This is a genomic window from Cryobacterium sp. N21 (assembly GCF_002929575.1).
GTDB lineage: Bacteria > Actinomycetota > Actinomycetes > Actinomycetales > Microbacteriaceae > Cryobacterium > Cryobacterium flavum.
In genome coordinates this window covers 1-19,566 of sequence record NZ_PJJQ01000017.1, presented here as the reverse complement: position 1 = coordinate 19,566, position 19,566 = coordinate 1, and the positions used below count along the sequence as shown (strand labels likewise).

Here is a 19,566-nt window from a genome sequence, read left to right as displayed (position 1 = left end):
GGTCGATGCGAACGCGGGTCATGTCAGGTTTCCTTCGGGGTTGTGCAGGTCATGTGGATGCCGAGCCGGTCGGCTTGGTGTGCGGCGGGGGTTCGTTGCTCGCCGAGCCACAGGTGTAGGACGTCGAGGGCGCCCGGTCGCAGGCTCATGGTGCGGACGCGCCCATGCTTCTGTGACGTGATCAGTCCCGCGTTCTCGAGGACGCGCAGGTGCTGCATGAGCGACGGCAAGGCCATCGAGAACGGTGCCGCGAGTTCGGACACGACGGCGGGGGACTTCGCCAACCGTTCCACGACGGCTCGGCGCGTCGGATCCGCGAGAGCGCGGAGCACGGCATCGAGCTCGTCGCGATACTTAGGCACATACCTAATTATTCTTGAAGGGCAGGGATTCGTCAACTGGCTCACGCCAGGAACGTGTCCCGCGTTTGAAGAGTGTCCGGAATTGATCGTTTAGCACCAGTGTCATTTTCCGAAGTCGTCTGCACAACGGCCCCTGTGTTTCCGGGGTTGTGCAGGCGAGAGTGTGTCGAGGGCAATGAGGAACTGGGCGTTCTTCATGGTCCGTGACAGATAACATCCGCGATAGCTTCAGTCCCGTCCGAGAGTTGTGGCTGGTGCATGCGGTACATCTTGTCGGAGCAGTTGTCGTAGATAGCCGATGCCGGCAGCGATGTGGAACAAGGCGCCGAGCACCAAACCGACCTGTCCGATCAACAAGGCCAATCCCATCCCTGGAATGAGGCCGCCCGTGACGATGGACGCGCTGATCATAATGAGCGCGGTGCGAATCTTTCCGATCCAGGTGACCGAGAGCTGATGGTTCCGGTGTCGTGCCAGGAAGACGCTTCCGACGATCAGATCGACGAGGAGGATGACGATGATTACCGACCAGGGAATTGCACCGATGATCGTTAGTGCGATGCCAAGGCAGCCGATCCCCAATCGGTCGGCGATCGGGTCGAGGATCTCCCCGAGCCGTGTCTCTTGGCCGAGCCGCCGAGCGAGGAATCCGTCTACCCAATCCGTCGCGCCGAAGAGCACCGTGAGAGCGGCAGCTGTGAGCGGCTGAGCACCCGACAACAGAAGGGCCACGATCGGGAAGATCAGGACGAATCGGATAACGGTGACGAGATTTGGGATGGTCCACCACTCGGGTCGCGGCCGGAGAGTCCGATCTTTCGTATTCATGCGGTTCTCCGCACCCGCCGGATAACGAAGAACCCAACAGCGGCAGCCACCGCTACCGCGATCGCAGGGATGGTCGTGTGATTGGCGAATTCAACAAACGCGAAACCGAGCGCGGCGCCGCCCAGCACCCAGAGAAACGACCAGATGACGGCTGCGGTGCCGGAGGCGAGAGCGAACCGCCGGTAGCTCATGAGTGCCGCTCCTGCTGCTGCGGCGACCAAGGTTCGAACGCCGGGCAGGAGCCGAGCGACGATGATGAGCCAGAAACCGCGTCGTTTGACGAAACCGGTAGCCGCGTCCCAACGATCGACTCCGATTCTCCGCACCACCCGTGTGTTCACCATCTTCACGCCGAGTTTCCTTCCGATGAAATACCCGATGTGGTCGCCAATGAATGCCCCGACGGCAGCGACGAGTACGGCAAAGATCAGAAGAGGACTATCACGGAGGGCGACCGCGGCGAACACCAGAACAGTTTCCCCCGGCAGAATGGCACCGAGGCCGAAGGCCGCGTCCACGATCGACGCAATTAAGACGACCGCAAGGATGATTCCGATGTACTCACTGACGGAGTCAAGGAACAAAGTGATGTTTTCGAGCATGCAAGAAACGCTAGAAAAGCCCCGCTACCGTCGATAGTGACAAAGGTGAAGCCGCGAACTAACGAAGGCGAGTTCTTTCGTCTGCCAGGTCTCCCTAGGGTGGGAGGATGCTCGACAACAATCCGACTCCGCACACACGACGTGCGCGCAATACCAACACGACAGGCGCTGCTGTTGTTGGAACCTTACTCGGAGTCGCCTCTCCGTGGACGGACGGCTCGGGTCTGGTGCTATTAGGCACCACCGCGATCATCATCGGCTTCTGCGCCTCTCTGTGGAAGCCATCTTTCGGCGTCGTGATGGTCGCAGTGGCGGCCTCGCTCATCGCTGCGACACTGTGCGGACTGATCTCGAGTCCATCGTGGGCCGGTGCCATCCTCGGACTCGTCCGCGGCACGATTTACACCCTGTGCCTCGTCGTCCCCGTTCTGACGGTCGCCGCGCTTCGCGGACGGCGGGCCTATCTCCAGCGCGGCTGGGATCTGGCCCTCGCCGAGGCACGGGAACACGATGCTCGCGTCGAGCAGGCCGTGATGCGGGAACGAGACGCGATGGCTAGTGAAATCCACGACGGGTTAGGGCATCGGTTGACGCTGATCGCCGTCCAAGCCGGCCGCCTCTCCCTGGACGACACGTTGCCAGCAACGGCGAGAACGGAGCTGCAGAGCATCCGGGCCAATGCCGCCGCCGCGTCCGACGAACTCGGCGAGACCGTTCGACTAATTACCGAAAGAGACTCCGGCATCACCGCCTCGCTGAGCGGCCTCAGCATTGAAGACGTACTCGAGCGCGCGCAATCCTCCGGTATCGAGGTAAACAGCACCCTCGCGCCAGACATCGAACGATTCACCAACAATTACTCTCGCGCCGCTCTCCTCCGGGCACTGCAGGAAGGACTCACGAACGCCGCAAAACACGCACCGGGCACGAAGGTGAACATCGACATCAACATCGACGGAGACGAAGTCGAGTTACGGATTCGCAACCCCGATCACGGCACGACACCGACCCTACCTATAACGGGCCACGGTATCCTCGCCTTGCGACACCGAGTCGGGATCCTTGGCGGAACCCTGGACGTGAATCGTAGTGAAAACTTCACCCTCATAGTCCGACTCCCAAGATCGGCAACTCCATCCTCAGCCGCTACCAGTACACACCAATCTCGGACCGAGCTTGTCACCGCCGCGGACAGCAGCTCCGACCGGAAACGCCGTCGCACGACACGGGCCGCCTGGCTAGTTCCCATCGTTCTCCTCTCCACCGCAGCGCTAAGCGCGATCGGTTACTTCGCTTATGCCAACGTCGCGTCAGTCCTGACTCCCGAACGGTTCGCCGCCATCAACACCGGTGACACCCGCACCAAAACCGAGCTCCTTCTTCCGGCAGTGGAAATGCTCGACGCCCCGCGAACGTCTCTGGCTCAGCCTCCGAGATCGACGTGCGAGTTTTATGAGGCCTCGATAAGTTTCTTCGACCGCGACGATGTCTTCCGAATCTGCTTCGTCAACAACCGCGTTCTCGCCACCGACACGATCCTCGCCCCATGACTGGAAATCTCACCGGTGACACCCCGTCCGACAGCCCCCACCAACAAAGAGACGGTCTAATACGAGTCCTTCTTGCCGATGACGATCAGCTCGTGCGCGCTGGGATCGCCGGCATCCTCTCCACAGCCTCGGATATTGTAATCACCGCCGAAGCCTCAGACGGAACCGAAGCGCTTGAACTGGCTCGACGGCACTCGCTGGACGTCGTCGTTCTCGATATCCAGATGCCCAGACTCGACGGTATCCGCACCCTTGAACAGCTGCGGCGCGAGCAGCCACACGTGCCGGTCGCAATGCTGACCACGTTCTCCGATGAGGCCTACATTGCAGAGGCCATCACCCTCGGTGCGCTCGGCTTTTTCCTGAAATCGGATGACCCGCGTCACTTGATCGGCGGCGTCCGCGCTCTCGCAGGCGGCGGTGCCGCATTCTCACCGCGGGTCGGCCGGTGGCTGGTCCGCCAAGAAACCGGCGCCCGTTTCGGCCGCTCAACACGAGCCCAATCAACTGCGCGCGAACTAACCCACCGACAACGCGAACTGCTCGCCGGAATCGGGCGAGGCCAGTCGAATGCCCAGATCGCAAAATCCCTGCACCTTTCGGAAGGCACGGTGAAGCAGTACCTCAGTGTGCTCTTCACAGCGCTTGGCGTCGAGAATCGTGTGCAGGCGGCGATAATCGCATACGAAGCCGACCTCCTCAACGAACGCCCATAAGACGTCGGCGGTTTCAAATGGTGGAAGCAGCAGAAAATCTTCCCATCAACACCGTCATATAGATCCGAAAGCCCCAACTTGAACCGTCCCTGATTTCTTGCCGCTTTCTTTCTAGTGAAAGGATTCGGTTATGCCCAAGAAATACCCAGATGAGGTTCGTGAGCGAGCGGTTCGTATGACGCTTGATCGTGTGAAGGATTACCCGTCGATGTGGGCCGCGTGCCGCGAACTGGCCCCCAAGCTCAATGTCGGCCCGGAGACGTTGCGGAAGTGGGTCAGGCAGGCGCAATCCGACGCGGGAGAACGGACCGGCCCAACGAGCGAAGAGCTCGAGGAGATCCGGCGGCTCAAGCGCGAAAACCGGGATCTTCGGGAAACTAACGAGATCCTGAAAGCAGCGGCGTCTTTCTTGAGCTCAGGGAGCTCGACCCTCGCAACCGTCCATAGTCGCGTTCATCGTTTCGATGAAGGCGAACGGCCATGGAGTCGAGCTGACTTGTGGCGTCCTGGGTGAGCAGGGCGTCTTGGTCACTTCACAGCGCGTATCGTGCGTGGAAGATCCGCGCTGCTGCGGTTAGGACCCGCAGCGACGCTGTCCTTCTGGATCGGCTTAAAGCGTTGACAGTGCGGGACGTTCAAGGCCGGCAGCAGCCAGAGATTCTCTACGGCCGCCGCAAGATGACGGCGTGGCTGAGCCGGGGCGAGTTCGCCGGCGTGTCCAAGCACACGGTGGACCGGTTGATGCGGCTGGAAGGCATGAACGGCCTCGTTCGTGGCCGTAAACCGCGCAGCACAGTCTCCACCGGGAAGGATTCGGCCCGTGCTCCTGACTTGTTGAAACGCAATTTCAGCGCGCCCCACCCGAACCACAGCTGGGTGACGGACTTCACGTATGTGCCGACGTGGGGCGGGTTCGTCTACGTGGCCTTCGCGATCGACTTGTATTCTCGAGCGATCGTCGGCTGGCATGCGTCCACGGTCAAGGACACCCCGTTCGTTGAGGTGTGTTTGAACATGGCGCTCTGGCGCCGAGACAACGCCGGGCACACCGTCCAACCCGGCCTGATCCATCACAGCGATGCCGGGTCGCAATATACGTCCATTCGATTCCTGGAGACCGTAGCGCTCGAGGGATTGGTCGCATCGATCGGCACGGTCGGTGACGCGTATGACAATGCGGCCGCCGAGACCGTGATGGGCCTCTACAAGAACGAGGCCGTCGCGAAGAACTCACCCTTCATAACCGGTCCGCTGAAGACCCTCGCCGACGTCGAGAAACTCACCTTCGACTGGCTCGACTGGTACAACAATCGGCGGCTACACAGCGCCCTGGGGAACATGCCACCGGCTGAATATGAGCTCCACTATTACGCTGGGACAAACGGCCCGATAAATATCGAAGCCGCCAACAAAACGGCGGCATGAAACCCGGGACGGTTCAAAGTCCACAACGCCGGCCTTCACTCCAGCGCGGAACTAGCGGAACTCTTCAACGTCGCGCGATCGACCGTTTACCGCACTATCCAACGTCAGTTCGAATCTAGCCTTTGAGAAGGGCACCGATTGAAATCTCGTTGCCGGACTATCTAGTCCGGCAACGGGAACCCTAAAGACCGTTCGGGAAACCTCGGTCAGATTAGATGCCGGAGGTACCGTTGCGGATCCTCTAAAAACGATCGCCAGTTCCGAACCAGGTCGAGGTCGCCCCAGGCGCAGGGACGGTATCCCCACGGTCCGACCTCGTAGATCTCCGCACCGGGAATCGAGGCCAGGATCGGTGAATGAGTGGACAGAATCACTTGCGACCCTCCGGCGGCAAGGATGTCCCGAAGGTCGCATAGTAGGGCGAGCGATCCCGTGAACGAGAGCGCTGATTCCGGTTCGTCGAGGATCCACAAACCCGGGTAACGAGCCCGGGCGGCCACGAGATCGAGGAAGGATTCACCATGCGAACGCTCGTGGAACACCGGGTCGTTACCGCCCGGGTTGTCCTCGAGATAGGTGAAGAATCCATGCATCGTCTCCGCGCGAAGGAAGAAGCCGCCCCGGCGGGCACCCAGTCCTCGGCTCAATTGCAGGTGATCGGCGAGGGTGGACTCGGACCTACGGGTGGTGTGACGCGACCCAGTCGATCCGCCGTCTGGTCCCATCCCGTATGCACCCGCGATGGCCTCGACGAGCGTCGATTTCCCGACCCCGTTGTCGCCGACAAAAACGGTCACCTGGCCGAGTTCGAGACCGTGCTCGAGGAGCTGCGCGATCGGAGCAAGTGTCGCGGGCCAGACATCCTTAGGTAGAACGGGCGCGTTTGGGTCCTGGCCCACCGACCGAAGTGGAGTCACGTTTCTCGCCATACGATCATTCTGCCGGAATCGGAGTTCGAGACCGTTAGACCAACGCTTTGCGGAGCTCTGAACGTGTCAGGAAACTTGCGCGGTGTCCGTAAAGGAGCTTGGGCGGCGGGGACCGATATGATTTCGTTGTGTCGAGCAAGCCAACTGGAACCCGAATCGCTGCGGTGGCACTCTTCGCCGCATGGCTTGTGCACGACGTAGAAGAGGCATTCACCTTCCCGGCCACGTCCAGGCTGCTCGCCGCACGTCTGGGAACCGGCCGCGTCGTGGTTTCTCCGTCGCAATCTGTACTCGCCATCGCGCTCATGGGAGTGCTTGTTGGCACGGCCTGCGTTCGCGGCTCGCGCACCCAAGGAAAGTCACGTCTCTATCGGGCGGTGTTGGCGGGCTTGGAAGCTCATGTGGTCACGCACGTCGCGACTTCGATCTCCTTCAAGAGCTACACTGCTGGACTCATAACGGCACCCCTGGTGATGTTGCCCGGGGCGCGAGTGGCCCGGGATGAACTCCGTCGAAGCGGCTCGCCGCTCCTGCCGTCTGACACCGTACGTGGCGGGGCGCTTCTGTTCGCTTCAGCGATAGTTTCGCACCTAATTTCACGCCTCTTCCTCGGATTTATAGCGTCTTGCGGGAGCCAGAGACGCCCACATGATGGTGGCTTCGCGCGAAACTCCCTGGTGACGAGAAGGACCAACGAGCAGATGGAAACGCCCAAATAATCGCTATCTGACCTAACGGCCGGCAGGAAATTGGAAGCCATCAAGGGGAACTCTCTCCGGGGCGTGGGTGCTAGCGGGTCTACGCCTGTATGTCGAGCCGGGCAATGACGCGGCCTCCCAGCGGCGATCAGTTTTGGCTACATGGATCTCTTTGAGTCCGGGTGGTCGCACGCGGGAGAGACATCTAGATGGATGTCGATCTCGATCGCTCATTCCCAGGCGAGTGTGAACCAAGCGATCGCGCCGATGTACCCAACGAAAGTAATGAGCGCTAATCGGGTTGGCGTGCTGAACGGGTTGTGTCTGCTGAACCCGAAAAACGAGTTCGCGTTCAGGAGGTGCAGGAACAGCCCCCCGCCGAGCACACCCACATACGCCGTCGGTCGAGCGGTGAGGAGGACGACGATGGCAAAGAAGATGTATTCGGTGACGAAGGCTGTTTTCGGGTATTGCCAGAGTCCGAATCCCAGCTTGCGGTCCTTGCCGCCGAAGCCAAGGACAGGCAGGTCGTGCATGTGTACGACGAGATCGAGGATCCAGTGTGAGATGGCGGCGACCCAGAACAGCACCCCAACCAGGACGCTGTTGTAGAGAAGAGCGACGATCGCGGCGGGCACGAGCGTGAACAGGTTGCCGAGCACCAGCGAGTGGGAGAACGGGTAGGAGTCGAATCGGATAGAACGTTGCAGTGGGTCGTTCCGGCCAATCGTGACGCGTTCGCGGCCCAGGAGGACGAGGACGGGCCACACCAGGTCCGGCCAGGCGACGCCGACAGCGATCGGGATCACCGGCGAGTCCGGCACGAGCGTAACCAACACTGCAGCAGCTGCGTAGTGACCGATGTACATGGAAGTCCGTCGCGGGCGCGAAAACGGGTCAGTAGTTTGCAGCGACCCGCGAAGGGAGCGAAAGGGGATATTTCGCATCCAACCGTGGGTCGATGACGATTCGGAAGAGAAAGCCAAAGAGTAACCGCACTCCAGCCCAGTAGGCAGGAATAATGAACCATCCGAGCCACGAGATCGTCCCGGTGGGTTCCAGAACGATTGTCGCGAAGGTAACTAGGACTCCCACGCCTTGGAATAGATAGGTGAACGCGTGCGTGATGGAATCACGGCGGGCTTGCTGCGCGCTCTTGCGAGCATGTAACTGTTCCACCGCCTCACCGAAGTCGATGCTTTCAACGCTCACAAATAGGTCTCTGACAGGTACCTCGAGCGCATTCGCAATCAGAGCGACCGTATCCAAACTGGCATCGCTACCCGCTTCCACGCGTTGGATCGTTCGCCCCGCGACCCCGCTCTCCATCGCCAACCGCTCCTGAGTCCAGCCGCGGGCCCGACGGAGTTCACCGATGTGTGTCTTGTTCATGCTCTCAACCTAGGAGACAACCCGGCCGCCTTGCCACGACACCACCACGACAATCCGACGACAGCGTCAGACATAGTGGAACACGTTCAAGTTCGAGGCCCCCATATTCGTGCCCGCAAGCCGGACGCCCACCGGGGTACCTAAACACGCGATCGCCGGCTTGGGTCCGTACCAATAAGGAACTCTCAGCGGGCACCGAAATCCGTCCAAGTGAGCGGCGGCGGCCAGGAGCTATTGGCTCACGCGGGGCGGTTCTGCTTCCCGTCGAGCCAGAGTGTGTCGGATGCGTCACTGTGCGCGGTGCCACTGCCCACGTGCTTCGTGTTGATTTTTTCGCCGTTCTTGATGATGTGCACGAGCGCCATGGCGTGACCGCGGCCCAAGTCGAAGTCCGCCTTCAGCCAATCGACGATCACCCCGGCTTTCTTGGACGGGTCGTCGAACCCCTTCTCCTGAGCGAGCGCGATGAACTGTCGCGGGGCCAGTCCAGTCTTATTGTCGCAGTCGACAATCACCGGCCCGGCCGAGCAACGAAGCGTGAGCGAACGTTCTATCTCGCTCGAGGGGCTCTTCGCGTGAACTCGACGTCTGCCGTCGGCACGACCTTGCCGGTTCGACCGGGGGCGGCTTGGAAGCTCCAGTACAGGTTGGTGTGCTCAATCACCTGAGCGGGCGGCGGAGCGCCCCATTCGGTGAGATCTTCTGTGGTGTGCGCGTCGGAGACCAACGTCACATCGTAATCGCGGGTGAAACCCCCATGAAGGGTGGAGCGCACGCACGCGTCGGTTTGCGCACCGACAACGACGAGGTGCCCGACGTCGGTCCCGGCGAGCACCTGTTCCAGGCTGGTCGCCTCGAACGAGTCTCCATACTCTTTGCGGATAACGGCCTCACCGTGCGCTGGCGTGAGGTCGGGAACGATCTGCCAGACGTCGCTGTCGATCGGCAGCTCGTCAGAGGAATGCTGTACCCAGAGGACCGGCACTGTTTCAGCGCGGGCGCGGTCTACCAGAATCGCGATATTGGCAACCACCGGACCGCGCCGGTGGGCGTTGGCCAGAACCCCGTTCTGGGCATCTATCACGAGAAGCGCGGTACCGGAACGGTCAGTGGGACGGGACATTTCATCCTCCAATAGCAGAAGAGCGAGACTGCGATCATGCTACTCCCAACATCCGACACTCAGCTCGCGAACGGTGGTCAGCGTTCTCGATGCCGCGCCCTCGGGGACCTTGGAGTTCTGCCCGCCATGACGTGCCAATCTCCGATCGGTGTGGGGCGGGACTGTCAGAAAATTGATGGATAGAATGCCCGGAAGCCGGACGACCAACGGGCGCATTGAAGCGTGATTCCGCTCAAGTCGATGCGCTGAGCAAGTCGCCCGCAACGGGAACCCTCACCGGGACGAACGCCGGTGACCACTGTGGGACGATGATCGCGCCGGCGTAGTGCTCAATCGGACCGCCATAGAGCGGGTGCCCTCTTCTCGCAACGCCCTAGTAGGTTGGCATCAGTTAGCTGATCGATCTTGGCTCTGCTGGGGTCCCTGCGGTTGATCCGCCGCGGGCATATTGGCAGCGCAACCAAGCACAGCGCGGCAGGGGTACACCCTTGCTGTCAAGGGTGGGTTTACCTGCGCGCCCCATATGCTTGCATCCATGATCGCCGCCATCGCCTTCGTCACACTGATTGGCCTGCTGGTTCTCTTCCAGCTTTCCCTCGCCTTCGGCGCGCCGTGGGGACGATTCGCGTGGGGCGGGCAGCATCCCGGCGTTCTGCCGTTCGGGTATCGGATCGCCTCGGGCGTCTCCATCCTGATCTACGGGTTCATCGCCCTGCTCGCCCTCGACCGGGCGGGTGTTACTGACGTGTTTCCGAACGCGTTCTCGACAGTGGGGATCTGGGTGGTCTTTGGATACCTCACCCTCGGCGTGGTGATGAATGCGATCTCCCGGTCCAAACCGGAGCGGTATGCGATGACACCGGTCGCCCTCGCGCTCTCGATGCTCGCGCTGCTGATCGCGTTGAGCGGCCCCGCTGAAAAATCGTTCGCCGGCATGGTGCTCGATGACGGAGACGGACCGGTGTTCTGCACGACGATCATGGAGTCCTACCCGCCCCAATGCGGCGCCGACTCCCCTTCTATTACCGGGTGGGATTGGCCCGCGGTCGAGCACGAGCAGTCGCAAACCATCCGCTGGGGCGAGTACCGGTTCAGGGGCGAGCGCGAGGGCAACACCATCTCCATCAGCGGTTCGCCATCGCCGCTGCATTGACCGGGCGGAGGGAAGGAAGGAACGCACCGACTAGGTGTAGCCGTCTTCGGTACGAACTCTGCGTCGGCCGTGATCATCTACGCGCGCTGAAGCCCGCAAGCCGGACGACCAACGGGCGCATTGAAGCGTGATTCCGCTCAAGTCGATGCGCTGAGCAAGTCGCCCGCAACGGGAACCCTCAGCGGGACAATGGGATGTCGAGCGGCTATTTCGTAAGTTTGCGCCCATGATCCTTTCGCGGGCTGTGCCGATCCTCACTGCCTCCAACCTTCGCTCATCAACAGAGGGTTACTGTCGGAGGTTCGGGCTTGACCTATTGATGGACCACGGATGCATAGTCACACTTGGCATGACAGGCCGCAGCGCGCAATTCAACCTTATGGAGCGGGACGAGACCGCGCTTATGAACCCGATTGCGTCCTTGCAGGTCGATGATGTTGACCAAGCCCTAGAGACGTCATTGCTGCTGGGCTCGAGATTGTGCATGAATTGACCGAGGAAGCCTGGGGTGTGCGGCGGTTCTTTTTTCGATACGGCGACGGAAATGTCATCAACGTTCTCACTCACGTGAGCTGAATATGCCGAATCACTGACCTATGGTGAGCGACATCGACTCGCGCTCAAGGGAGAGCGCGCCCGATAGCGCCGAGTCGTTCCAGCTGGGAAGAATGTGGCGGGTCGATGAGCTGTTCGCGTCATCAGCTGGCGTTGTCATAGTTCCCGGCCGCCCGATGCAACGCGAGGAGGCGGACCGGCTCGTCATGGTGGCCATCACGGCCATTCAGCGGCGCTGATGCCTCAGTTCTCTCTCGGTGCGGTTCAGTTCGAAGAACTTCTTCGGGCGATAACCCGCCGGACGATTTTTCCCGAGGAGGTACTGACCACTTCGTCGTTCAGCATTAGCCTCACCCCACCCAGAGCCGCCATGACAGCCGATTCGTCGAATGCTGCGTACAGCCGACCAGCATCGTCCCGCCGGTCTGAACCTGGCGTGACACGCCAGCTCAAGTAAAGTGTCCCCCCAGGAATCAACAACCTCATCATCCGCGACACGGACGGGCCGACTTCCTCTTCCGGCAGATGCATGATGACCGTCTCGCACAACACATTGGCGAAAGATGCATCCGCGACTCCGTCGAGCTTCGGCAGCTGGCGCTTCTCGAATTGCACCCCCAAGTGCCGCCTGCGCGCCTCTGCCAGCAGGCCTTCGGAAGCATCGAATCCAATGGCCGGGAAGCCGTTTGTTGAGAGCCAGGCGCTATCACGACCACTGCCGCATCCGACGTCGGCGGTGAGACCAGGTGTGAAGTGCTCCGAAAGGAGGGCATAGAGATCGGTCGGGGTATCCTGCTCCTGCTCCCACTCGTCAGCATAGGAAGCTGCATCGGCGTCATAAGCTGCAATGGTCTTAGAATCCATGCCGCAAGTCTGCTCCCTCTCTCAACAACTTCGCTCGAGCGGTCACCACTCTGAGCGAAGGCGTCAGGTCACACGGGAACCCTCAGCGGGATTGCTCTCGGCTCAGGTTTCTGGAGTGGCTGCAGTCCTTGCCATCCATTTTTCAGGCTGAGCGAGAGGTTCGAAACCGAATTTCTCGTAGAGACCGTGGGCGTCCCCGGTGGAAAGTACGACACGCTTCAGATTCAGATCGTCGAGCAGTGCGCACACGTTCTCCATGAGTGCGACCCCCACGCCGTGTCCGCGGACCTTTGGGTCCACGAAGACGTCGCAGAGCCACGCGAATGTTACCGAGTCGGTCACGACTCGGGCATAAGCTACCTGCCGTCCGCTGGCTGAGTCGAACATGCCGAAATTGGTGGATGCGTCGATTGCGGCATCCTGAAGGGCACGGGGTCGCCCCGTCGCCCAGTATGCCTCGCGGCTCAACCACGCGTGGATCTGCTCGCGGTCCATATCGCCGGTACGTGCAGAGAACCGGTAAGAAGCATTCGTCATGACTCCACTGAATCGGAACTGAAGACGGGACGCAAGCCGAGTGATCGTCGCTCCACGGATGATCGAGACTTAGGAGAGAACCTCCTCCAGGTTCAGTCCCTGGTGCGGCGCATACCGCCCGAAGCGCACGAGGTTTCCGGGTGCCATAGTGTCGGAGCATGCAGCTCACAGAATCGCCCACGCTCGCAGGATCGCTCGTAACCCTTGAGCCCCTGTCATTCGATCACGTAGCCGAGCTCCGTGAAGCTGCGAACGAAGCAGAACTCTGGCGTGCTTGGTACACATCAATACCGCACCCCGAGGCGATGACCACGGAGGTTGAACGCCGACTCAGCCTCCACGAGCAGGGAAAAATGCTGCCATGGGCCACTCGGCTCGCGTCAACGGGGCGGATCGTCGGCATGACGACCTTTATGAACCCGAGCACCGATGCGCAGCGATTAGAAATCGGCTCCACTTGGCTGGCGAGAAGCGCTCAAGGTACGGGCGCGAACCGAGAGGCCAAGCTCCTCCAACTGACGTACGCCTTCGACGTTTTGGACTGCATTGCCGTCGAGTTTCGTACTCACTGGCACAACCGCCAATCACGAAAGGCAATAGCTGCTTTGGGCGCAAAGGAAGATGGAGTGCTGCGCAGCCACTCAGTTGGACCGGACGGCGCTCTCCGCGACACCGTCATATTTTCCATCACTGCAAGTGAATGGCCAGCCGTGCGCCTGGGCCTTCGGCATTCCTTGACCACGAGGGAATTCTCCCTCCAATAATTGCGTCGCAACGTCGGCTGGGCCGCCCGATTTCACAACGGCCTCACTCCGTAAGGCGAACGTCTTGCGGGCGCACAATTAAGAGATCGAACACGAACGCGAAGACACGCCTGAATTCGCCAGACCCTGCGCCAGACGTCGGAGGTTTTTGGAAGACACTGCGTCCTACGCGACACGGTGCTCTCGCTGCTGCGGAACGGCTACAAATCTGTGTTCGGCTGCACCTGGGCGAGACCTGATCGACGTCCTATAGACAGCCATGCCAGCGGACCGACGACCGGTACGAAAATCGTCACGAGCGCCCAGATCATGGCTTGCGCTGAGGTAAGGCGTTTAGCGGTTCGAGCCATCGAGACAAGCGCTACGACGGCTAGGGCGATGACCAGAACCGAGAACATAGTCCACGCGATGTCATACCCGACGGGAATGATTGGATTAATAAAGTTGCCCATGTCGTCAGCTTACGGCGAAGGTTCTGCGAGCGGAAACGGTACCGGCGGCAACGGTCAAGCCCTGTGTTATGCGTGGGCAGCCCGTAACCGGAAGGCTCAACGGGTACGCTGACGCCTGAACCGTCGACGTCCGGTCGGGCGATCCGTCACCGGCCACCTCAGATGATTGCCGGGTTTAGCTCCCGAACGTAGGGTTGAATCATGGCTGAGCATGAAGAGTTGGCAGTTTTTCTGGGTGACTGGCATGCCGAGGGCACCTCTTATGGTGGTGACGAGCAGTCGCTGGATAATCCGCATGCGGGAGCGAGTCCGTGGAACAGCATCCACTCCGCCCGGTGGCATTCGGGCAACTACTTCATCGTGCAAGATGAGCGCGCGAACGGTCCGTTCGACACACTTAGTCTGATGGGCTGGGACGCTGAAGCCGGCCGCTATTTCGCCCGAACGGTCGAGAATCACGGCTTCGCACGCGATTACACTCTGACTGTCGACGGTCATACTTGGACGCTGACGGGCGAGCACGAGCGAGCAACGTATCGATTTGGCGAAGACGGTCGCAGCCAGGAGATCGCCTGGGAGTGGAAACCCGCTGACGTATGGCTACCGCTTTGCGACCGCACCGCTCATCGCATCAACTGATCGAGCACCAACGGATTCCAACGGTGGGTAAGTCTGCCTAGCTCTGTGTCATACGGGAACCCCCTACGGGACGGTTCTCGGGCGGCTGACACTCTTTCGTTTCTCCTACGAGCCCTGTGTCTTACCCAGGTAAGCGGTGATGTCGACGGAGATGGTGGGCGGCAGGCTGGGCGCGCCCGGATCGATTGGATCGACGTCAATGTTCATCACTGTCCCCGTCCATCAGATAGCCCGAACGAGCGGGACAAAGCCGCGCGGGTATGTGCCAGGGTCGAACAGTTCGTCCGCGTCATTGGACGAGTCGATTCTCGTAGGCAAGTGCGACGAGTTGCAGTCGAGAGCTCAGGCTGAGTTTGGCGAGGATGCCCGAGATGTGGCTCTTGACGGTTGTCTCGCTGATGAATGCAGCTGCGCCGATGTCGGCGTTGCTGAGCCCTCGGGCGGCAAGGAGGAAGACCTCCTTTTGGCGCACGGACAGTGCAGAAATGACGGCGTCATTGGCTTGTCCCAGATGGCGGGGCGACAGGTCGTGAATCAGCGCCAGAGAGTTGTTTGGCGCGATGACAGATTTACCGGCGTGCACGGTTCGAATGGCGGCGAGGAGAAATTCAGGCGTGGCGTCTTTCATCAGGAACCCGCTGGCGCCGGCATTGATCGCGCTGAGAACGGCAATGTCGCGCTGGTGGGTGGTCAACACGATGATCCGAGGAGGTTCTCTACCGTCCGCCGCCGCAAGTATCTGTTCGGTGGCAGTGATGCCGTCCGCCTTGGGCATCCTGATGTCCATCAGAATCACGTCGGGTTTCTCCTGCGCAGCCAAAACCGTGATTGCCTCGCCATCGTACGCAGCGCCGGCGAAGTCAAGGTCGTCCTGCGACGCAATCAGCATCTCGATTCCTGAGCAGAACAGCACCTGATCATCAGCGATAGCGACGCGAATCACGATTCGTCTTCCCCCACTTCGGTTGTCGTGGTTCTGGTAGTTCCGAGGATGGCGTCGGCACGAGGAACGAATCCGGTCACAACATATCGTCCTGGCTCGTCGTCATCGAACCCGGCGGCCAGCCACCCTCCGGCCAGTCGGGCGCGTTCGCGCATACCTCGCAGACCCCGTTGCGGTGATTGTGCCGCCGGTTGAGTTTTCTCCCCGCGTGACGAGATGGTGAGGGCCAGGCCCGGGCCGCGCCAGTCAAAGACCACCGTCGCCACAGCCGATGCGCCCGCGTGCTTCAGCGCATTCGTCAAGCTCTCCTGCACGATACGGTAGACGGCCAGCTGCTGTCCCGAGGTCAGTACCCCGGCGTCGCCAAAGACCGTGTGGGTGACCGACAGGCCAGCGGATCGCATCCGCTCGAGCAGCGCGTCGAGTCCATCCAGTGTCGGATGTGAGTGCCCCTCCGACTCTGTTCCAAGCGAATCGATTAGCATGCGGACCTCGACCAACGATTCCCGCGCGGACCGTGCGATCGCGGCGAGCGAATCATTGGTGCCTTCTGGTCGCTTATCGCCGAGATACCGTGCGCCATCCGCCTGGGCGACGATGACCGAGAGTGAGTGCGCCATGATGTCGTGCACGTCCTGAGCGATTCGGTCGTGTTCGCTCGCGAACCGCAGCTCTGACTCGGCGTTGCTGAGGTCCGCGGCGATAGCAAGTCGTTGGGTTTCGCTCCGATTGCGTTCCAGACGTGCCCGGGTGCCGAACCCGATGTACCAGCACGCGACGGACACTCCTACGAATGCCAGAAACATGAGTGCGATGTTTTTCCACGGCTCAGAATCGTTGGCGCCCCAGCTGACCGCAAGGCTGCGTTCCAGTGTCGGCGAGAGTGCGGGAATGGTGAAGAACAGGGCGATCACAATCCCATAGATACCAACGAGTGGAAGTGAAACGTGGCGCTCACGATGGTTCGCCGACGCACCCAGCACGGCCGCGGCGATCCCAAAACCCAGATATGCCGGAAATGCCGTCTCGCTGAACCGCAATGACGGAACGACCAGCTGCGCCAGCAGGAGAAAGCCCAATACCGCCAAAGCCAAAAACGGAGCAAGTCGCGAGAGTGCAATCGCGATGCCAATCATCACAAAAGGCAGCACTGCGACCGCAACGTTCCTCGGGTCAAAACGCCCAACCTCGCTCATCACCCACAACAGAACAAAGCACACACCGACAGCGGGCTCGATTGCGCTGCGCAACATCAATCTCAACGACTTCATACCCTCAACCTAGAGCGGCCATCCCAGACAGCCCAAGCCAGACGGAGTCGGTTCATCCGAAAGGTGTATACAACTCATACTTCGTCCCTGCTGGGAGAGGCGAGATCGCCGATTATGCTGCATCAATCCGTCAGACTGGTGTACACGTTGGAGGGCCTGATTCCCGGTCGAGTGCCAATCAGCGTGGGTAGTGCACGAGCGCAGTCCGCAAGGCAACCCTCTGGGGGGCCTGTTAGAAGAGAAACCCGAAGAGCAGGGCCGCGACGCCGAGTACCAAAAAGCCCAGGCAGTTGACCCAAAATTCCATTCCGAGGAAGCGCGAGCGGATGTGGGCTACGGCTGCGGACGAGAAGTAGACGATGACGCCGACTGTGGCTGCTAGGCCGATTCCTGGAATGGCGAGCCCGACGAGCAGCCCTGTGACGGCGAGGGATTTGATGACAATGAGCGTCCACCACCACTGGCGCGGGAACCCCACTCCGTTCAAGCAGTCACGGATGAATTTTGGTGGCTTGATGGACATACCGACGTCGACTGCCAGGACTGCAGCGAGGGCAGCTTCAAGCCACCAGGGTTCGGGGAGCAGAATCATTTCAGGCGGCCTTTCCGTTGACGAGGTAGCGCACCGTTTTTTCGAGCTCAGTCAGGGTGCTGTCTGGGTTCGGATCACTTTGGCCGGCCCAGATGAAAACTTCACCGAGATATGCACGGTGGATAATGCGGGCTGTCGCGGACGCATCTGTCGCAGAACGGCCCGCGCGAATGAGTACGTCCGATACCTGCCCTATGAGTACGCCGGACAACTCCGCGAAGATTATCGACGGGTGTTTCCCGCCAACAAGAATGGCAGTGTACGCGCGCGCCAGATCTGGCTGCGCTGCAAAGAATCGTACGAACGAACCGAGCGTGTCGATAATCTCTGCAGCCGGGTCCTGCGCGATCGGCACGCCAGAAGGTGCGGGGTGAATGCTGGCGATCTTCCGATCGAAGATCTCCACGAGTAGGCCATTCTTGTCGGCAACAGCCATCACAGTGCCAACACTGACCGCAGCGCTTTCGGCGATCTGCCGAATGGTTGTGGCCGCGAAACCGCGCCGCACAAATAGCTCCTCAGCAGCGCTCAGAACTTTCACGCGTGACGCGTCGCGTGCTAGAGACCTTGAATGAACGCGTTCGGTGAACATGTTCAGATTATAGCTCCCCTTTTCAAGCCGATATGGCGATCGTGTCGTCGGTGAGTTGAGTGAATTGGTTCGGTGCCGCCCGCAAGCCGGACGTCGAGCGCGACAGATGTGGGCAAACCACCTGGCGGCCGAGTGCGCCGACCTCGTGTCACAGGGGAACCCTCTACGGGAAGTTCGGGCGGGTGTGAGCGAATGCATCGGACTCCCCGAGCGGCTCACGCATGTGGTCCGATAGGGTGAAGTTCAGCTGTGAGCCCTGGGGAGGCCCCAATGAAGTACTGGAACGTCCTGATTGTTTCGTTCGCTCTGGCCGGTGCGCTGGCGCTGTCCGGGTGCACCGCAGATTCCGCACCTGCTGTAAGCCCGACTCCGTCAGCAATGGCATCCACAACGGATGCGGTGACATGCTCCGCCTTCGGCGATGTTCTGACAATTACCGCGAACGCTGATGCTGGTCTTCGGGATGGTCGGATGGCCACTCAGGAACAACAGGGCTGGTATCGGCTGGCCACGCGCGTACTGGATCGGGTGCCGACCAGCGGAAGTGGCGACGTTAGCGAGGCAACCATCGCTCTCAGGGACGCTGCACCGGTTATCAGCCTTGGTGCCATGACAATGAGTGGAATTGGGTCCGCGGAGTGGAACGACGGCCTCGACAAGCTGTCCCTCGCTTGCGCCGACGCGGGTGCCGAGACGGCAGTTGCGATGTTCACCGGCGGATAGCACGGATTTCAGCGAGCGGATGTCGAACTCGCGGTGTCATAAGACAAGAGCCGCCCGTAAGACGAAGACCAGGACTTGCGACCTGCAAGCGGTAAACCCCTTCAGCGGGCCCTTGAGCTCAGCCCCCGATGCAGTCGCCGCTTCCGCTGTAACAGGGGCGATAATTCGGGTTAGTCGTTGAAGCCGGGGGTTCAGGGCGCCAGTCGATCCTTGGCACTGACATCAACAGCGCCACTCCAAGAGCCATGATCAACGCGACGCTCGCGATGAACACGAGGCCGACCCGACGCCGCACGATTGCCCTCACGAGCAGCCCGACTTGAAGGGCGAGCATGATTCCGGCGGTCACCCAGTAGCCCACGATGTCCGAGGTCGGCGGCTGCGGGCTCAAGCTTGCTGAAAACGCGCGGCGAACGAGGTCGACGGTTAGCACGAAAGTCACAAACGCGGACCCGAGAGTAAGCAAGTCGAAGCCGCCCCTCTTGGCAGGGGCGGTTGCGTGGTCACTGACGGTAGCAACGTCGCCGATTCCCCGCCATTCGCTCATGCCGCCAGCCTAGTCACGGTCGTCCGGCAGCTGATCAGGCAGCTCGGCCACTCTGGGCTCGTGTGCGATTTCCTAACTCGTCCCTTCTGGCGACGAATAGTTCCGCAGGTGATCGCCCGCCAACACTTCTATCGTGGCAAATGCTGCCGGTGCACTCTACTGATCTCTATTACCGAGCGCGTCAGATCTCGGGTGCCGGTGCTCAACTGGCGCTCAGTGCCTGCAAGAGGAACGGCGGATTCAACCGGTCGTCGCAACACTCGATTTTTGTGAGGTGTTGTACGTGTGGTCGAAATATGAACTGGTAGA

General features: G+C 60.7%; 24 protein-coding genes and 2 pseudogenes. 9 read left to right on the top strand and 17 right to left on the bottom strand.

From position 1 onward, the window contains the following. Positions 1–23: 23 nt before the first annotated feature. From CXY77_RS00740 to CXY77_RS00730, 3 genes are all read right to left on the bottom strand, one after another. A complete protein-coding gene (locus tag CXY77_RS00740; protein ID WP_092342679.1) occupies positions 24–362 on the bottom strand; it encodes a helix-turn-helix transcriptional regulator in 339 nt (112 codons plus the stop codon). Positions 363–590: 228 nt separating this feature from the next. Continuing rightward, positions 591–1,190: a CDP-alcohol phosphatidyltransferase family protein gene (locus CXY77_RS00735; protein ID WP_092342681.1), complete on the bottom strand. Its 600-nt coding sequence runs from the start codon at positions 1,188–1,190 to the stop codon at positions 591–593. Next, positions 1,187–1,792 carry a DedA family protein gene (locus tag CXY77_RS00730; RefSeq protein WP_092342683.1) on the bottom strand — a complete coding sequence of 202 codons (606 nt, stop codon included), beginning with the start codon at positions 1,790–1,792 and terminating at the stop codon, positions 1,187–1,189. Before CXY77_RS00730 ends, CXY77_RS00735 begins: the two co-directional genes overlap by 4 nt. Before the next feature lie 107 nt (positions 1,793–1,899). Here CXY77_RS00730 and CXY77_RS00725 point away from each other — a divergent pair, with 107 nt between their 5' ends. From CXY77_RS00725 to CXY77_RS00705, 4 genes and pseudogenes are all read left to right on the top strand, one after another. Then, the gene (locus CXY77_RS00725) at positions 1,900–3,342 is read left to right on the top strand and encodes a sensor histidine kinase (protein WP_104087458.1); all 1,443 of its coding nucleotides are present in this window, start codon (positions 1,900–1,902) and stop codon (positions 3,340–3,342) included. Next, complete coding sequence (locus CXY77_RS00720) at positions 3,339–4,058, top strand: response regulator transcription factor (RefSeq protein ID WP_104087457.1); 720 nt, start codon at positions 3,339–3,341, stop codon at positions 4,056–4,058. The genes CXY77_RS00725 and CXY77_RS00720 overlap by 4 nt, the downstream gene beginning before the upstream one ends. Before the next feature lie 130 nt (positions 4,059–4,188). Then, a pseudogene (locus CXY77_RS19765) lies at positions 4,189–5,483 on the top strand (IS3 family transposase). Positions 5,484–5,510: 27 nt separating this feature from the next. After that, positions 5,511–5,609: pseudogene (locus CXY77_RS00705) on the top strand (helix-turn-helix domain-containing protein); the annotation flags it as partial. A gap of 80 nt (positions 5,610–5,689) precedes the next feature. On the opposite strand, the gene CXY77_RS00700 reads toward CXY77_RS00705, so the two are convergent. Continuing rightward, complete coding sequence (locus CXY77_RS00700) at positions 5,690–6,412, bottom strand: AAA family ATPase (protein ID WP_104087464.1); 723 nt, start codon at positions 6,410–6,412, stop codon at positions 5,690–5,692. Positions 6,413–6,540: 128 nt separating this feature from the next. Here CXY77_RS00700 and CXY77_RS20970 point away from each other — a divergent pair, with 128 nt between their 5' ends. Then, complete coding sequence (locus tag CXY77_RS20970; protein WP_369831278.1) at positions 6,541–7,131, top strand: HXXEE domain-containing protein; 591 nt, start codon at positions 6,541–6,543, stop codon at positions 7,129–7,131. A gap of 209 nt (positions 7,132–7,340) precedes the next feature. Here CXY77_RS20970 and CXY77_RS00690 read toward each other — a convergent pair whose 3' ends face one another. From CXY77_RS00690 to CXY77_RS00675, 4 genes are all read right to left on the bottom strand, one after another. Then, a complete protein-coding gene (locus CXY77_RS00690) occupies positions 7,341–7,979 on the bottom strand; it encodes a hypothetical protein (RefSeq protein ID WP_092342586.1) in 639 nt (212 codons plus the stop codon). Positions 7,980–8,007: 28 nt separating this feature from the next. Beyond that, complete coding sequence (locus CXY77_RS00685; protein WP_104087467.1) at positions 8,008–8,502, bottom strand: helix-turn-helix domain-containing protein; 495 nt, start codon at positions 8,500–8,502, stop codon at positions 8,008–8,010. A gap of 239 nt (positions 8,503–8,741) precedes the next feature. Further along, positions 8,742–9,017 carry a DUF4287 domain-containing protein gene (locus CXY77_RS00680; RefSeq protein ID WP_198412805.1) on the bottom strand — a complete coding sequence of 92 codons (276 nt, stop codon included), beginning with the start codon at positions 9,015–9,017 and terminating at the stop codon, positions 8,742–8,744. A 35-nt stretch (positions 9,018–9,052) separates the two neighbouring features. Continuing rightward, a complete protein-coding gene (locus CXY77_RS00675; RefSeq protein ID WP_104087469.1) occupies positions 9,053–9,625 on the bottom strand; it encodes an isochorismatase family protein in 573 nt (190 codons plus the stop codon). Positions 9,626–10,160: 535 nt separating this feature from the next. Between CXY77_RS00675 and CXY77_RS20445 the strand changes: the two genes are divergently transcribed. Beyond that, entirely contained in the window at positions 10,161–10,778 is a 618-nt protein-coding gene (locus tag CXY77_RS20445; RefSeq protein ID WP_233197144.1) for a hypothetical protein, read from the top strand. A 586-nt stretch (positions 10,779–11,364) separates the two neighbouring features. Here CXY77_RS20445 and CXY77_RS20830 read toward each other — a convergent pair. From CXY77_RS20830 to CXY77_RS00650, 3 genes are all read right to left on the bottom strand, one after another. After that, on the bottom strand, positions 11,365–11,493 hold the full coding sequence (locus tag CXY77_RS20830; RefSeq protein ID WP_255409951.1) for a hypothetical protein: 129 nt from the start codon (positions 11,491–11,493) through the stop codon (positions 11,365–11,367). Between the two features lie 104 nt (positions 11,494–11,597). Next, positions 11,598–12,197 carry a bifunctional 2-polyprenyl-6-hydroxyphenol methylase/3-demethylubiquinol 3-O-methyltransferase UbiG gene (locus CXY77_RS00655; protein WP_092342594.1) on the bottom strand — a complete coding sequence of 200 codons (600 nt, stop codon included), beginning with the start codon at positions 12,195–12,197 and terminating at the stop codon, positions 11,598–11,600. Between the two features lie 102 nt (positions 12,198–12,299). After that, on the bottom strand, positions 12,300–12,734 hold the full coding sequence (locus tag CXY77_RS00650; RefSeq protein ID WP_092342596.1) for a GNAT family N-acetyltransferase: 435 nt from the start codon (positions 12,732–12,734) through the stop codon (positions 12,300–12,302). A gap of 158 nt (positions 12,735–12,892) precedes the next feature. Between CXY77_RS00650 and CXY77_RS00645 the strand changes: the two genes are divergently transcribed. Beyond that, positions 12,893–13,498, top strand: a complete 606-nt coding sequence (locus CXY77_RS00645) for a GNAT family N-acetyltransferase (RefSeq protein WP_092342598.1) — start codon at positions 12,893–12,895, stop codon at positions 13,496–13,498. A gap of 200 nt (positions 13,499–13,698) precedes the next feature. Here the strand turns inward: CXY77_RS00645 and CXY77_RS00640 are convergent, their stop codons facing one another. After that, the gene (locus CXY77_RS00640) at positions 13,699–13,950 is read right to left on the bottom strand and encodes a PLDc N-terminal domain-containing protein (protein ID WP_104129402.1); all 252 of its coding nucleotides are present in this window, start codon (positions 13,948–13,950) and stop codon (positions 13,699–13,701) included. A gap of 201 nt (positions 13,951–14,151) precedes the next feature. Between CXY77_RS00640 and CXY77_RS00635 the strand changes: the two genes are divergently transcribed. Next, positions 14,152–14,589, top strand: coding sequence for a DUF1579 domain-containing protein (locus CXY77_RS00635; RefSeq protein ID WP_104129401.1), 438 nt, complete (start codon positions 14,152–14,154; stop codon positions 14,587–14,589). Between the two features lie 289 nt (positions 14,590–14,878). On the opposite strand, the gene CXY77_RS00630 is transcribed toward CXY77_RS00635, so the two are convergent. The 4 genes from CXY77_RS00630 to CXY77_RS00615 all read right to left on the bottom strand — a co-directional run bounded on the left by CXY77_RS00630 (position 14,879) and on the right by CXY77_RS00615 (position 17,987). Continuing rightward, the gene (locus CXY77_RS00630) at positions 14,879–15,532 is read right to left on the bottom strand and encodes a response regulator transcription factor (RefSeq protein WP_092342603.1); all 654 of its coding nucleotides are present in this window, start codon (positions 15,530–15,532) and stop codon (positions 14,879–14,881) included. Next, a complete protein-coding gene (locus tag CXY77_RS00625) occupies positions 15,529–16,668 on the bottom strand; it encodes a sensor histidine kinase (RefSeq protein WP_158252723.1) in 1,140 nt (379 codons plus the stop codon). The genes CXY77_RS00630 and CXY77_RS00625 overlap by 4 nt, the downstream gene beginning before the upstream one ends. 367 nt (positions 16,669–17,035) lie before the next feature. Next, positions 17,036–17,395, bottom strand: coding sequence for a DoxX family protein (locus CXY77_RS00620; protein WP_092342607.1), 360 nt, complete (start codon positions 17,393–17,395; stop codon positions 17,036–17,038). A 1-nt stretch (position 17,396) separates the two neighbouring features. Then, on the bottom strand, positions 17,397–17,987 hold the full coding sequence (locus CXY77_RS00615; RefSeq protein WP_158252722.1) for a TetR/AcrR family transcriptional regulator: 591 nt from the start codon (positions 17,985–17,987) through the stop codon (positions 17,397–17,399). A 270-nt stretch (positions 17,988–18,257) separates the two neighbouring features. On the opposite strand from CXY77_RS00615, the gene CXY77_RS00610 reads away from it, so the two are divergent. Beyond that, positions 18,258–18,710, top strand: coding sequence for a hypothetical protein (locus tag CXY77_RS00610; protein ID WP_092342611.1), 453 nt, complete (start codon positions 18,258–18,260; stop codon positions 18,708–18,710). Between the two features lie 118 nt (positions 18,711–18,828). Here CXY77_RS00610 and CXY77_RS00605 read toward each other — a convergent pair whose 3' ends face one another. Continuing rightward, complete coding sequence (locus CXY77_RS00605; RefSeq protein ID WP_104087500.1) at positions 18,829–19,257, bottom strand: DUF6234 family protein; 429 nt, start codon at positions 19,255–19,257, stop codon at positions 18,829–18,831. Positions 19,258–19,566: the final 309 nt, after the last annotated feature.

Bases quoted from the DNA above. Each gene is read 5' to 3' on its own strand.
- CXY77_RS00685 (WP_104087467.1), bottom strand. From the start codon at position 8,502: ATGAACAAGACACACATCGGTGAACTCCGTCGGGCCCGCGGCTGGACT.
- CXY77_RS00640 (WP_104129402.1), bottom strand. From the start codon at position 13,950: ATGGGCAACTTTATTAATCCAATCATTCCCGTCGGGTATGACATCGCG.
- CXY77_RS00700 (WP_104087464.1), bottom strand. From the start codon at position 6,412: ATGGCGAGAAACGTGACTCCACTTCGGTCGGTGGGCCAGGACCCAAAC.
- CXY77_RS00690 (WP_092342586.1), bottom strand. From the start codon at position 7,979: ATGTACATCGGTCACTACGCAGCTGCTGCAGTGTTGGTTACGCTCGTG.
- CXY77_RS00650 (WP_092342596.1), bottom strand. From the start codon at position 12,734: ATGACGAATGCTTCTTACCGGTTCTCTGCACGTACCGGCGATATGGAC.
- CXY77_RS00655 (WP_092342594.1), bottom strand. From the start codon at position 12,197: ATGGATTCTAAGACCATTGCAGCTTATGACGCCGATGCAGCTTCCTAT.
- CXY77_RS00735 (WP_092342681.1), bottom strand. From the start codon at position 1,190: ATGAATACGAAAGATCGGACTCTCCGGCCGCGACCCGAGTGGTGGACC.
- CXY77_RS00725 (WP_104087458.1), top strand. From the start codon at position 1,900: ATGCTCGACAACAATCCGACTCCGCACACACGACGTGCGCGCAATACC.
- CXY77_RS00605 (WP_104087500.1), bottom strand. From the start codon at position 19,257: ATGAGCGAATGGCGGGGAATCGGCGACGTTGCTACCGTCAGTGACCAC.
- CXY77_RS20445 (WP_233197144.1), top strand. From the start codon at position 10,161: ATGATCGCCGCCATCGCCTTCGTCACACTGATTGGCCTGCTGGTTCTC.
- CXY77_RS00635 (WP_104129401.1), top strand. From the start codon at position 14,152: ATGGCTGAGCATGAAGAGTTGGCAGTTTTTCTGGGTGACTGGCATGCC.
- CXY77_RS00610 (WP_092342611.1), top strand. From the start codon at position 18,258: ATGAAGTACTGGAACGTCCTGATTGTTTCGTTCGCTCTGGCCGGTGCG.
- CXY77_RS00625 (WP_158252723.1), bottom strand. From the start codon at position 16,668: ATGATTGGCATCGCGATTGCACTCTCGCGACTTGCTCCGTTTTTGGCT.
- CXY77_RS00620 (WP_092342607.1), bottom strand. From the start codon at position 17,395: ATGATTCTGCTCCCCGAACCCTGGTGGCTTGAAGCTGCCCTCGCTGCA.
- CXY77_RS00645 (WP_092342598.1), top strand. From the start codon at position 12,893: ATGCAGCTCACAGAATCGCCCACGCTCGCAGGATCGCTCGTAACCCTT.
- CXY77_RS00730 (WP_092342683.1), bottom strand. From the start codon at position 1,792: ATGCTCGAAAACATCACTTTGTTCCTTGACTCCGTCAGTGAGTACATC.
- CXY77_RS00675 (WP_104087469.1), bottom strand. From the start codon at position 9,625: ATGTCCCGTCCCACTGACCGTTCCGGTACCGCGCTTCTCGTGATAGAT.
- CXY77_RS00720 (WP_104087457.1), top strand. From the start codon at position 3,339: ATGACTGGAAATCTCACCGGTGACACCCCGTCCGACAGCCCCCACCAA.
- CXY77_RS20830 (WP_255409951.1), bottom strand. From the start codon at position 11,493: ATGACAACGCCAGCTGATGACGCGAACAGCTCATCGACCCGCCACATT.
- CXY77_RS00615 (WP_158252722.1), bottom strand. From the start codon at position 17,987: ATGTTCACCGAACGCGTTCATTCAAGGTCTCTAGCACGCGACGCGTCA.